This is a genomic window from uncultured Fibrella sp., from assembly GCF_964250085.1.
GTDB lineage: Bacteria > Bacteroidota > Bacteroidia > Cytophagales > Spirosomataceae > Fibrella.
Genome location: NZ_CAXUEC010000008.1, coordinates 197,978 through 210,869 on the forward strand (window position 1 = coordinate 197,978; position 12,892 = coordinate 210,869).

Sequence of the window (12,892 nt, forward strand, 5' to 3'; positions counted from 1 at the left end):
ACCTGCTCAGCCAGGTAATAACCTGTCAACCAATTACTTAAACTTTATCAGCCCTTCGGTCGGCTCTTATTTCGGGTAGTGCGTCTGGATCAATCAGGCCGATGCTGGCGGCGTGTTCAGCGGCAGCTACGGTGTCGGCAACCAGCAACATAGGTACGTTATAATCAGCCGCTGCCCGAATCAGTTGCCGTACGTCTTCGTCGCGGTGAGCTTCGGGCGATACATCGCGAATGTAAACGGCTTTGATCCGCCCCGGATTGGCCCGAATTACGTCGGCATAGATTTCCGGGTCTTGCTGGCCACTATCGCCGAGCAGTACGAACGGTAAATCCGGGTTTACCGCCAATATTTTATCGATCATCTTCCGCTTATGCACGTGATGGCTTTGAGACGAGAACAGGTCTGCGTTCAATTCCAGATTCCGTAATAACAGCGGTCCTTTCGGGATACCCTGAATCCGAAAAAAGTCGATCAACAGATCGTAGATATTCCAGGGGCTGCTGGAAACAAAGTAAAGCGGATTGAACAACGTCGTGACTGCTCCGCTCTGCAAGGCGCGGTAGAAAGCCGATACACCCGCAAAAGGCAAACGCGTGAACGCATTTTCCAGGAAGGTTAACTTCAACGTTTGCCAGATATTCGTGGCCCCGGTAACGAGTACCGTGTCGTCAATGTCGGAAACAATACCAAACTGACTGTAGGCAGGAGCGATCATTAACTGGCCATCTTTAACAACTTCCCGTGTTCCAGAGCCCGACGGCCCATCATAGCCTATAGGCTGCTCAACGCCTTCCAGCACGTACCTGACCGGAAACCAGGCGCGGCCTGCCGGCAACTCGATGGTGGGATCGATTGTGATGTCGAAATAACCAGCTTCATTGGTCACGGTCCGAAATACCTGCCCAAATGTCTCGATCCGAACGGTGATGCCGCCCACTTCAGTCGTTAAAAAACGACTGACAGTTGCCGAAAGGTTGTCCCAAAATGGAGCCCGGTCGACGGGCGAAATCAATTCATTCTGACGAAGGACACGACCTGTTAGCCAGACAGCCCGGGGCGATCCAAAGCCCCGAAAATAAATGATTCGATATGGTTTCATGCGTAAATAGACTGTCAACAAAAAATTCCCGCCTTGCGAGCGGGAATACATATGTAGCGGTATGTCAAATCAGTGGTCCCACCCAAGGGGGTCTGTCATCGCCAGCCATAATAGGTAGCGGACATTATAGATCATTCGTTTTGCAGCCTGAATCATACTAGTCTGTGTGATGGTGGTAAAAGTAAGGTAGTGTGTTCGGAGTAAGTCAATTAAAACAACCTGCGGTCAAAAAACTTTGTGAACGGTCTTTTCGCCCTGCCTAACTGATACTACGAGAACTATCTACTCTTGAATAAGTACGTATACGATCAAAGGTTCATATAAATGATCGTACGGACTAACTACGCAATACCACCAAAAACAGATTTACCAGGTTCAGGTTATTCTTTCCACCGCCATTCGTTGGCAATTTCTAAAGGCGTACGAAGACCCTGCGCAATGAGGTAGTCGCGGGTTTTGGTATCATCAAACCGGCGGGCGGGTAAATCCTCTGTGTCGGCCAGGGCATAAAGCACCATCGCACTGTACCGTACGGTGTTTTTCAACTGGTCTTTGTTGACCAGGTTCATACGGTCGCAGTTGGCGTGGTAACAGTCGAGTACTTCGCGGGCGAGGTTGCCATTCATCCCGACAATGGGCACGCCTTCGATCATAAACGGCTGATGGTCAGAGTGTAATCCAGCCCGGTTCTCCTGTGTATTGGTGAAGCCAGCGTCTGTCTGCTGAATGACATCGCCGATTGATTTCAGTAGCGGCATCATATCGTCGCGGCCGAAAGCATTGATGCCAACCGGGTTGTTGGTCATGTCGAGGTTCATCATGTAACGTACCTGATCCAACTGCCCCGACCGCTTATACGACTCGGTCATAGCCCTTGACCCAAGCAGTCCCTGTTCTTCGCCCATAAATAAAACGAACTCAACGGTGCGGCGAGGTTTCAGTTTCAACGCTTTAAATGTGCGGGCGATGTCCATCACCGAAAACGACCCGATGCCGTTGTCAATAGCGCCCGTTGCCAGGTCCCACGAATCGAGATGACCGCCAATGACTATTTTTTCGTTGGGCAGTTTCGAGCCGGGCAGCGTGGCTATCACATTCCGGGCTTTGATCTTCTTGCTGAAGTTGGTCATGTCGATCATAGCATGCAGGTGATCGCTCTGCTCCTCGGCCATCCACTTGCGGAGCGCCACGCCACTTTCATAGGCGATGCAGACAGATGGAATTGGAATGAGCTTTCCAGTAACTGAGGCAGTACCTGTCAGCAACACGTTGCCGGGAACAAGGTTGACCATGATAACGCCGGAAGCACCATGCTGAATGGCCAACGCCGTTTTTTCGGACCGGTGCAGGTTTCGGGCTCCCTTGGTTGGGCTGGACAACCCAATGTTGACCAGCACGATTTTGCCTTTGATTTGATCTTTCATGGCGGCATAGTCACCCTCCAGTCCGTTGCCAACGTCAATGATCTCGCCACGAACGTGCGCATCGACTGGTGAATGCGCCAGAGACACCACATTGACTTGTCGAAAATTATCGGACTTATTGGGTACGATCGTCAATGTACACGTATCTCGCATCCATGATTCAACCTCGAAGCTTTCGTACCGGACATCCTTGAAGCCATACTGACGAAGCAAGTTGAATGCGTATTCTTCAGCTTTAGCCCCGTTGGGGCTACCTGTTAGTCGATGGCCAATCCGTTGCGAAGCGTCGGCGAGCGTCTCATATGCCCGGCTATGTTGAAGAACTTCCTGGTTGATACGACCAAAGACTTTATCCAGTGAAGGCCGTAATGGTTCGGTAAATGCGGTGACGGTCAGGGTGCCGACCGATACAAGAAAGAACGTAAAGAGTTGTCTCATTAAGACAGATGACTAGCTAGTTATGAGTTAAAGATACGAAATTAGGGTCGCTATTTCTCGACGTATTAAGGGCTGGATAGTCTCATTTGCAGGACTTTATTTTGAGGTATCGTACCTACGAACAAAGCTCCGAAAGGGATTGTTCTTCGAGTGGCGGGCCGGGCGTACCTTTGCCCTGCGATCACCAGTTGCCAAATCAGGTGGCCACTCTTGCACTTTATGAAATCATTCGATATTCCCGCCTACTACCGCAGCACCATCATCACGCCATTAAAAGAATACCGGCGGCGGAAAGATAAGCTGAAACGTGACTTCACCCCCACATCACTCGATTTTGGGCCGGTCCGTTTTTTGGTGGCCCGGCATTTCGGATTTTGCTACGGTGTCGAGAATGCGATCGAGATTGCCTACCGGGCCATTGCCGAAAACCCGGATAAGCGTATTTTTCTGCTGAGCGAAATGATTCATAACCCGGATGTAAATGCCGATTTACAAAGCCGGGGCGTTCGGTTTCTGCTCGATACGCTGGGTCGTCCACTAATCCCATTCAGCGAATTGACCCCCGCCGATGTGGTCATCATCCCGGCTTTCGGCACTACGCTGGAAACCCAGCGCGAACTGACCGCCATTGGGCTCGACGTGACCACCTACGATACCACCTGCCCGTTTGTGGAGAAGGTGTGGAATAAAGCCAGCCAGATCGGGCAAAAAGCCTACACGGTTGTGGTGCATGGTAAGCCAACACATGAAGAAACCCGCGCTACTTTCTCGCATAGTAAAGAGGGCGCGCCAACCGTGGTGATCAATGACATGAAGCAGGCGCAACGGCTGGCCCTGTACATGACCGGCGAGAAGCCCGCCGCCAATTTTTTTATTGAATTTGCCGGTCAATATTCCGTTGGTTTCGACCCCGCCCGCGACCTTCGCCGGATTGGCGTTGTTAACCAGACAACCATGCTGGCTTCTGATACCCAAGGGATTGCCGATTACCTGAAGCAGGTGATGATTACCCATTACGGACTGGAAGAAGGCTCGGCGATGGTAGAAGAACACTTCGCCAATACCCGCGACACCCTCTGCTACGCCACCAACGATAACCAGGACGCGACCTATGCGCTGCTAACGTACCCAGCCGATTTTGCCATTGTAGCGGGCGGCTACAATTCGTCGAATACGCAGCATATCGTCGAGCTTTGCGAGGAGAAACTGCCAACTTACTTTATTGAATCAGACCGGAAGATTCTGTCGGATACGCTCATCAGCCATTACGATCTACATACGAAGCAGGAACTCATAACTGAAAACTACCTGCCCGCCAGCCGCCCCGTCACCATTCTGCTTACTTGTGGCGCCTCCTGCCCCGATGCCGTTGTCGAAGGTATCCTGACCCGCATTGTAACCGCCTTCCGCGATGCAAAATCGGTGGAGGAGGTGATGGTGGACTTTCTTTAATTAAACCCGCCCTTATACACCAGCGTGCTGCCTGTGCTTTCGTTATGGAGGCGGTCTACCGAGGTGATTACGTACGTGTATTTCTTCTTCGGGTCGGCAGTGCGGTCTACCAGACGGGTGCCTTCTTCCGGGCGGCAGATGGTCAGGATACGGCGTGCGTCGGTGGTGCGCGGAAGCCGTACGCCTTCGGTTCGGTAGATGACGTAGTAACGTACCCGGTCGAGCTCAGTAGCCTGGGCGGGTTCCTGCCAGAACAACTCAACGCCGTCGACAGCCGGGGCCGCTTTTACGTTCTCCGGTTGGCCCGGCGGTGTGGCATCGAGCCAGGGCATGGTTGGAATCAGGGCCTGATACTGGTAAAAATTCTGACGGAGCGAATCCCGGCTACTGGCCATGTTGGTTTTCAGTGATTTGGCACTGAAAAACACACTCCCCGTCACGTCTGGATATTGGCGGTTATGCCGCATTTGATCGGCGAGCTGGCTGGCCTCAGCCCAACCGGCATCTGTTTTTGTGTTTTTACCCAATCGGTAAGCGCCCTGCCCAATGTAGAGGTGGTGATTTCCCCGGTTCTTCACCCACCAGTCCACCAGCGTTTTGTAGTTGGCACGGTCGAAACGAGTCGAGAAATAGATCTGCGGCACCATATAATCAACCCAATCTTCGCGCGCCCAGCGGCGAATATCGGCGTACAAATCATAGTAAGCCTGTCCGCCAAAGGTAACTGAGCCTTCGGGATCGGCTTTCTGGTTTTTCCAGATGCCGAACGGGCTGATACCAAACTTTACCCAAGGCTTTACCGAATGAATCGAATCGCCAATCTGGCGGATCAGTTTGTCGATATTCTGCCGCCGCCAGTCATCCAGCGACAGGCCGTCGGGGTTATTTGCCTGAAACGTGGCACCATCGGCAAACGATTGCCCGACCGCCCCGAAGGGGTAAAAATAGTCGTCGAAGTGAATGCCGTCTACATCGTAGTTCCTGACAATATTGGCTACCGTGCCAGCTACATACGCCCGCACTTCGGGCATGCCGAGGTTAAACAGCTTTCGGCCACCGTAGTCGACCATCCAGCCGGGTCGCTGATAGCTAATATTGGTGGGGGCAACACTGGCCGTTTTACTGAAGGTTGCCCGGTCGAGGTTGAGCCAGGCGTGGAACTCCAGGTTGCGGGTGCGGGCCTCACGAATCATGAATTCCATTGGGTCGTAGAATGGATCGGGAGCCAGGCCCTGCTGCCCCGTTAGCCACTCTGACCACGGTTCGGCACTTTTGGCATAAAACGCATCGGCAGCGGCACGTACCTGGACCACCACCGCGTTGAGCCCGGTTTGTTGGCTCATGTCGAGCAATTCGATAAACTCACGTTGCTGGTCAACTACAGCCAGACCTTTTTTGCTGGGCCAGTCGATGTTGTCGACAGTGGCAATCCAGACGGCTCGAAATTCTCGCTTCAGTGGGGTTTCCGTACCCGGTTCGAGCGGTGGTTCAAGTAGTAGTGTATCGAAAACAGGAGCAGGTCGGGGGGCAATTTTGGTAACGGCGAGTGTAGTTGGCGTGGGCGGCGAAACAACCGTTGGTGCTGCAGGCGTGCTAACTACAACGCGTGCCGACTCGCCCGGCTTGGGAGCCCGGTGGCAGCGTAGTAGACTAAAAACAAGTACCAGCACCAGCCCGGTGACATAAACGATACGCATAATAACAGGAAGACAGTCGATTCTACGGCGAAGATACAAGAAGACGAAACGTTATACTGGACAAAAATGAAATTAATTGATTATCAACGAATTATGGATACATTTCTGTAAACGTATTCTCTGTTTAATCATAATTTAGCCGTAACCTTCTCGTAACATTGAGGTAACACTATCCCGGTAGTTTTGCGGCGTCAAATCCTACAACGGATAAACGCCAATATGAAACACGTACTACTTATCTGCTCACTATTTTTTTTATCAGTGAGCGCCTTTTCCCAAACGGGTATCCTGCGTGGTATCATTCGCGACGGGAAAACCAACGAAGCCGTTATCGGAGCCACCGTGCAGATAATGGGCCTCGCTACGCCGATGGGCGGCAGCACCGACATCAACGGACAGTTTGAGTTGAGCAAAGTGCCTGCTGGTACACACACCGTTCAGATCAGCTACGTTTCGTACGCAACCAAGTCGATTCCAAACGTTCGCATCGAATCAGGTAACGCTACCGTACTGGAAACAGATTTAGTTGAAGACAGCAAATCGCTCCAGGAAGTAGTGGTAAAAGCCGGCCGGACCACCAACACCGAAATCGCCGTGGTGACCGAGATCAAGCAGATCAAGGCAATGGCGGTGGGTGTATCAGCCCAGCAGATTCAGAAAGCGCAGGACCGCGACGCCGCCGCTGCCATTCGTCGCGTACCGGGCGTTAGTATCGTCGATAACCGGTTTGTGCTCATCCGGGGAATGGGTGCCCGGTATAACTCGGTGCTGATCAATGATGTAATCACGCCATCGACGGAGGTTGATACGCGTTCGTTCTCGTTCGACCTGGTTCCCAGTAACATCATCGATAGGATGATCGTCTACAAAACGGGTCTGGCTGAGCTTCCCGGTGATTTTGCCGGTGGCGCCATCAAGATTTACACGAAGCGTCGCCCCGAACAGAATTTCCTCGATGCTGGGGTAACAATCGGTTATCGTGGCAATACAACCGGGCAATCCGTACAGACGCATGAGCGCGGCGGGCTAAACTGGCTTGGCTTGTGGGATCGGGATCAGCAACTGCCAAGTAGCTTTCCCACCAACTCAGGTACGTTCAATAACCTGAGTTCGCTGCAACGCGCTGCCTACGCCCAACTGCTACCCAACAACTGGGCCTTGCAGCAAACTACCGTATCGCCCGACATTCGTTTTGCCCTAAATACGGGTCGCCGGTTTGATATTGGCAACATGCGCATGAGCAACCTGACAAGCATCAACTACGCGATGACGAATCAGTTTGCCAACGTAGATCAACGCTTATATGGCAACTCGCCCGTTGCTAACTCGGCCGCTCAGCAATACAATGATGCCATGTACAGCCGGGGCACTCGTCTAGGTATCCTGAATAATTTGTCGGCCCGGATTTCGCCCCTGTTTAATCTGGAGTGGAAAACGCTGTTCAATCAACTGAGTACTACGGAAACCACCGTTCGGGAAGGGCAGAACCTGAATGATAACAATGATGTGCGCGCTTACTCTGAGCGGTTCGAAAACAGGAGCATTCTGACTACACAACTGGCTGGTGAACACATCGTTAATGAACTGACGAAAATAAACTGGATTGGCAGCTTTGGATATACCGGCCGTTGGGAACCAGACTGGCGTCGTGCCCGCTCAACCCGCGCTAGTGGCACAACTGGTCCATTTACCATTGTGACTCCGCAAGATCCTACCGCCACGGAAACGGGCCATTTCTATTCACGGCTTAAAGAATTGGTTTACTCAGGCGTTGCCAATTATGAGCACACGTTTGGCAACCCAACCGATCGCGAGCCCAACCGGATTAAGGCGGGCGTTTATTACGAACAGAAAAACCGTGATTACAATGCTCGCTTCTACGGGTACGTTCCTGTAGGCGAAAACTCGCTCACCGCTCGTAATAGCGACATTGGTTCGGCGTTCAGTCCGGCCAACGTGAACGGGTCGAGCGGCCTGACCCTGCGCGATGGCACCCGTGATGTGGACTCGTACCGGGGCCTGAACAGCTATTACGCCGGGTACGTCAGCGGTGACGTTTACCTGGGAGCCCGCACGAATCTGACCGTAGGTTTCCGGGGCGAATACAACGATCAAAGCCTGCGTGCAACCATCGTCGGTGTTGATCAGCGGCTTGTTTCCAACCGGATTTTCAGCCCGTTGCCATCCCTCAATCTAACTTATAAGATTTCAGACCGGACTAACTTCCGTCTTGCTTACTCGGCCACGATCAACCGACCTGAGTTCCGGGAGATTGCGCCATTCGAATATTACGATTTCAGCCTGCTAGCTACTATCCGCGGAAACACGACGCTGACAACGGCCACGATCCAGAACCTGGATGCCAAGTGGGAATTCTACCCATCGGCGGGCGAACTGATCTCCGTAACGGGTTTCTACAAGCACTTCCGCAACCCCATTGAATCGTTGCTGCTGTTGAATCCAAACGTGCTTTCATACACGTTCATGAACGCCCAGTCGGCTCAGAACTACGGCGTTGAAATAGAAGTTCGTAAGGGATTCCAGGAATCGGCCAGTGAGTTTTTGAAAAATCTGACTGTGGTTGGTAACCTGTCGCTGATTAAGAGCCAGGTTAACGTGGGCGATGTCATTACAGCGCCGGATTTAGGTGGCGAAATTCAACAGTATCGTGGCCTGACGTCGAACGCCCGCCCGCTGGCAGGTCAGTCGCCTTACCTGCTTAACCTGGGCGTGTATTATGCAGCGCCAAAGTCGGGCTGGCAGGGAAACATCCTTTACAACGTATTTGGTCAGCGAATTTTTGCGGTGGGTAACGTAGACGTACCCACCATTTACGAAATGCCCCGCCACGTTGTAGACCTCAATCTAACGAAGACATTCAACAACCGGATTGAACTGCGGCTGGGTATCCAGGATATTCTGAATCAACCGTTCCAGTTAGCCGAAGACTTTAACCGCGACGGCAAGATTGGTACAGATGTAACGTCGCAAACAGCCAGCGCCGATCAGCTTCGCCGTTCATTTCGCCGGGGCAGTTATTACACGGTATCGGCTATTTACACCTTTGGTCGCCGGGTTATTGTGCCCTAACGACCAAGATTTTACAGTTAACTTAATTCATCCCTCATGCAACTAGTAAACAAACTGGCTTACACGCTGTTAGTCGTCTTCGGACTTGGCACCGCGTTTACCGCCTGTAAAAACGATGATCAGCCAGCACCTGTGCTGTCTATCACTAACGTTAGCCCTACGTCGGCACCTGTCAACAGCACGGTTGTCATTACGGGTACCCAATTCAACGCTACTCCAGCTAGCAACACGGTTACGTTTGGTGGTAACGCCGTTGCAGAAATTGTATCAGCTTCGTCTACTCAACTCGTTGTTCGGGTACCGGCCGCTGCACAGACTGGCTCTATCGCCGTAGCAACGGGTGGACAAAAGGTGACGAGCACCCAGACATTCTCTATAGGCCCCCGGCCTGTTATCGAGAAAACGGGCAACATTACCGCTAATGAAACCTGGAGTCCTGATAATATCTATCTGCTTCGTGGCTTTACCTACGTTAAATCAGGCGTAACGCTGACTATCCTGCCCGGTACCGTTATCAAGGGAACAGCCGGTGATCAGGACCCACTTGGTTTAAATAAGGGAGGAACCCTGATCATTGAGGCCGGTGCGAAAATTGCTGCTGCCGGAACGGCTACTAACCCGATCGTCTTCACGTCGAGCAAGCCTGCCGGGCAGCGGGGTTACGGTAACTGGGGTGGCGTTGTGCTTATTGGTAAAGCCCCAATAAACCAGCCAGCCGCTACTGCCTTTGAAGGCGGAATTTCAGGCCAAACGGGTACCTACACCGATGTAAATGATAATTCAGGTACGTTGCAGTATGTGCGTATCGAGTTCCCAGGTATCGCCCTGTCGGCTGGCAGCGAAATTAACGGCCTGACACTGTACGGTGTAGGTGCTGGCACTACAATCGATCACATTCAGGTGTCGTACTCAGGTGACGATTCGTATGAATGGTTTGGCGGTACGGTTAATATGAAGTACCTGGTTGCGCTGCGTGGTTTCGATGATGATTGGGATACTGACTGGGGTTATTCGGGTAAAGTACAGTATGGTGTTGCTCTGCGCGACCCAAACGTAGCTGACCAATCGTCGTCTAACGGCTTTGAATCTGACAACTTCGCTGGTACTGGCTTGCCTGCTACTGGCCCCAATGCCGGCTTGCCGTTGACCTCGCCAGTATTTGCCAACATGAGCAACTTTGTCTTCCCAGGAACGCCGTCATCTGCGAACACTACGGGTGGTAGTGGTCCGTATCAGTCGGGCATGCACCTGCGCCGCAACACGAATATCAGTATCTTCAACTCGGTGTTAGCCGGGTATCCTGAAGGTCTGCGCCTTGACAATGGGGCTACTACAGCAACCGGAACGGCTGCTAACCTGGCCGCAGGTACGTTACAATTACGTGGTATCGTACTGGCAAACGATGAAATTCCAAGCTCAACTACGGTTGTTCGTGGTGCTAACGGCCTGTCAAACGCTGATGCAATTGCGTTCTTCAACACGGCTGCCTACGCCAACAAAGTGATTCCATCGTCGGACGTAGCGACGTTGCTCCTCAATGCGAACAACTTTAACCTGACTGCGCCAAACTTCCTGCCAGGAACTGGCTCACCACTGTTGACAGGTGCTGTTTGGGATGGCAAAGGTGCCGATGCCTTCTTCACGAAAGAAACATTCCGTGGTGCGTTTGGCACAACAAACTGGACACAGGGCTGGGTGAACTGGGACCCACAGAACACGAACTATAACTAACGTTGATGAGGCAAGCCTCTCAGCTAACACTTTTTTTAATTCATATTGGTGTCGCAATAAAGGCCGGGAGCATTGCTTCCGGCCTTTTTTTAGGGCTGTTGATTAGCTCGGTTTCACCGGACTGTGTCCGGTGCAAGTGGATGCTTCGCACAGGATGCTCCTTCAGGTTGATTGACGGCTTTTGAGGTCAAATTGGCGAAGCATCTACTTGCACCGGACATAGTCGGTGAGACCGAGCTATTGGCCTTGTTTTCGACAGCGATCACTGCAATAAATGACGTTATCCCAGTCGCGCTCCCACTTTTTGCGCCACACAAAGGGCCGCTGACAAACGGGGCAGACCTTGCTGGGAAAATCTGATTTCTTGCGCATCTTCATCCATACCTAACACGCAGTTGCAGTGCTTGGTTTTAAGGGATTTTGACCGAAACGCAACGTGAAAGAGCAGTTGAGAGGCTATTTTTACAGGATGAACAATGAAGGAGCGATTGCCCGTATTGGCATTATCAACGTATCGGATCGGGCGAGTGCAGGTGTATACGAGGATATCCCCGGCAAAGCGGTAGTAGCCCTGCTCACGGAGTGGCTTACATCGCCCTGGGAGCCTGTTTACCGGGTAATTCCCGATGAACAGGACCAACTTGAAGCGGCGATGATTGATATGGCCGACAACGGAGGGTGCTGCCTGATCGTAACAACGGGGGGCACCGGCCCGGCACTACGCGACGTGACGCCCGAAGCAACGGAAGCCGTTTGCCAGAAAATGATGCCGGGGTTTGGCGAACTGATGCGCCAGGAAAGTCTGAAATACGTACCCACAGCGATACTGTCTCGCCAAACGGCGGGGATTCGTAACCAGACATTGATTCTGAACTTACCGGGTAAACCCAAGGCTATTGGTCAGTGCCTCGGCATTGTTTTTCCGGCTATTCCATACTGCATCGATCTTATTAATGGTCCATTTCTGACCACTAACGAAAAAGTCATGCCCATTTTCAGGCCAAAGTCCTGAAAACGGGCATGATTTGCTAAAAGACACTACTTGTGCGCACGAACTGAATCAACGCGAGAGGCACCGCCTCGCCGAAGCGAGTCGGGCCGGGGCCGCCGGTCACGCCGCCGACCAATCGTGTCGATCGGTGAAGAGGCGGTACGGCTCCGTGGTTGCGTCGGGCGCGTTGTCGGAACAGGCTGTTGCTGAACAGTTAAGTCAGCGTTAGGCAATAATGTCAGGCCTAAGAAAAGCAGGAGCGTATGCATTAACTGAATTGGTAATAACTGGTAAACGAATCGATTGACAACAACATATGAATGTTAAATGATTCGTTTACCAGTAACATACTCATTAATAGGTAGTCGAATTCGGACGGGTGGTTGTGCTACCAGTGCCGGTTGTTGTGCTCCGATTCCGATTTGTTGAATTGGTGCCCCGGTTTGTGTCCGACTGATCCATAGTTGTACGGTCAGTAGAACGGGTCCGGTTTGAGTTCTGCGTCTGTCCATTGCGCATGGTACGATCCGATTGCGTCGAATAAGTACCATTTGTGGTGGTGCTCTGTGTCGTACCACTCTGTGACGTACCGTTACGCATTTGCCCGCTTTGTGTTGATCCTTGTGGGTAACCTGTAGTTGTACCGTTTGTGGTAGTTCCCGGTTGCGTTTGATACGTACCTGTGGTAGTCGGGTTAGTCGAGTTATTATACGTACCGTTGGTTGTAGGCGTTCCAGTTGTACTTGGTGTACCAGTCTGAGGCGTGCCTGCCGGATTCGACGGAACGGTGCTTGGCATCGTTGTTGGCGTAGACGGTGAAGCAGGCGTTGTCTGCGCGTTTGCGTTGAGGGTAAGGCCAGCTATAAGCAGCGCACCCAGGATTGTGATCTTCTTCATGACGTTAAGTTGTTTATGTCTATCGAACTAGTCGATTGATAGGTACATAACACTTACGTTTCTTAAGTTGTTA

At 52.0% G+C, this 12,892-nt stretch carries 10 protein-coding genes; 5 read left to right on the top strand and 5 right to left on the bottom strand.

All coding sequences use genetic code 11. The features are described 5' to 3' along the window. Positions 1–37 precede the first annotated feature (37 nt). Both ACFE8Q_RS22370 and ACFE8Q_RS22375 read right to left on the bottom strand, forming a co-directional pair. Complete coding sequence (locus ACFE8Q_RS22370; protein WP_375447675.1) at positions 38–1,099, bottom strand: App1 family protein; 1,062 nt, start codon at positions 1,097–1,099, stop codon at positions 38–40. A 380-nt stretch (positions 1,100–1,479) separates the two neighbouring features. Next, a complete protein-coding gene (locus ACFE8Q_RS22375) occupies positions 1,480–2,961 on the bottom strand; it encodes a M20/M25/M40 family metallo-hydrolase (RefSeq protein ID WP_375447676.1) in 1,482 nt (493 codons plus the stop codon). Between the two features lie 219 nt (positions 2,962–3,180). On the opposite strand from ACFE8Q_RS22375, the gene ACFE8Q_RS22380 reads away from it, so the two are divergent. Next, entirely contained in the window at positions 3,181–4,413 is a 1,233-nt protein-coding gene (locus ACFE8Q_RS22380; protein ID WP_375447677.1) for a 4-hydroxy-3-methylbut-2-enyl diphosphate reductase, read from the top strand. On the opposite strand, the gene ACFE8Q_RS22385 is transcribed toward ACFE8Q_RS22380, so the two are convergent. Then, positions 4,410–6,110 carry a family 10 glycosylhydrolase gene (locus tag ACFE8Q_RS22385; protein WP_375447678.1) on the bottom strand — a complete coding sequence of 567 codons (1,701 nt, stop codon included), beginning with the start codon at positions 6,108–6,110 and terminating at the stop codon, positions 4,410–4,412. The genes ACFE8Q_RS22380 and ACFE8Q_RS22385 overlap by 4 nt on opposite strands. A 219-nt stretch (positions 6,111–6,329) precedes the next feature. Between ACFE8Q_RS22385 and ACFE8Q_RS22390 the strand changes: the two genes are divergently transcribed. Together ACFE8Q_RS22390 and ACFE8Q_RS22395 are read left to right on the top strand one after the other, a co-directional pair. After that, positions 6,330–9,200, top strand: coding sequence for a carboxypeptidase-like regulatory domain-containing protein (locus ACFE8Q_RS22390; RefSeq protein ID WP_375447679.1), 2,871 nt, complete (start codon positions 6,330–6,332; stop codon positions 9,198–9,200). Positions 9,201–9,236: 36 nt separating this feature from the next. Continuing rightward, positions 9,237–10,931 (top strand): IPT/TIG domain-containing protein, encoded by a 1,695-nt coding sequence (locus tag ACFE8Q_RS22395; RefSeq protein WP_375447680.1) that lies wholly within the window; start codon positions 9,237–9,239, stop codon positions 10,929–10,931. A gap of 237 nt (positions 10,932–11,168) precedes the next feature. Here ACFE8Q_RS22395 and ACFE8Q_RS22400 read toward each other — a convergent pair whose 3' ends face one another. Further along, a complete protein-coding gene (locus ACFE8Q_RS22400) occupies positions 11,169–11,309 on the bottom strand; it encodes a DUF2256 domain-containing protein (protein WP_375447681.1) in 141 nt (46 codons plus the stop codon). 109 nt (positions 11,310–11,418) lie between these two features. On the opposite strand from ACFE8Q_RS22400, the gene mog reads away from it, so the two are divergent. Then, a complete protein-coding gene (gene mog / locus ACFE8Q_RS22405) occupies positions 11,419–11,943 on the top strand; it encodes a molybdopterin adenylyltransferase (protein ID WP_375447794.1) in 525 nt (174 codons plus the stop codon). Between the two features lie 13 nt (positions 11,944–11,956). Then, the gene (locus ACFE8Q_RS22410) at positions 11,957–12,151 is read left to right on the top strand and encodes a hypothetical protein (RefSeq protein ID WP_375447682.1); all 195 of its coding nucleotides are present in this window, start codon (positions 11,957–11,959) and stop codon (positions 12,149–12,151) included. 125 nt (positions 12,152–12,276) lie between these two features. Here the strand turns inward: ACFE8Q_RS22410 and ACFE8Q_RS22415 are convergent, their stop codons facing one another. Further along, positions 12,277–12,819, bottom strand: a complete 543-nt coding sequence (locus ACFE8Q_RS22415; RefSeq protein ID WP_375447683.1) for a hypothetical protein — start codon at positions 12,817–12,819, stop codon at positions 12,277–12,279. Between the last annotated feature and the right edge of the window lie 73 nt (positions 12,820–12,892).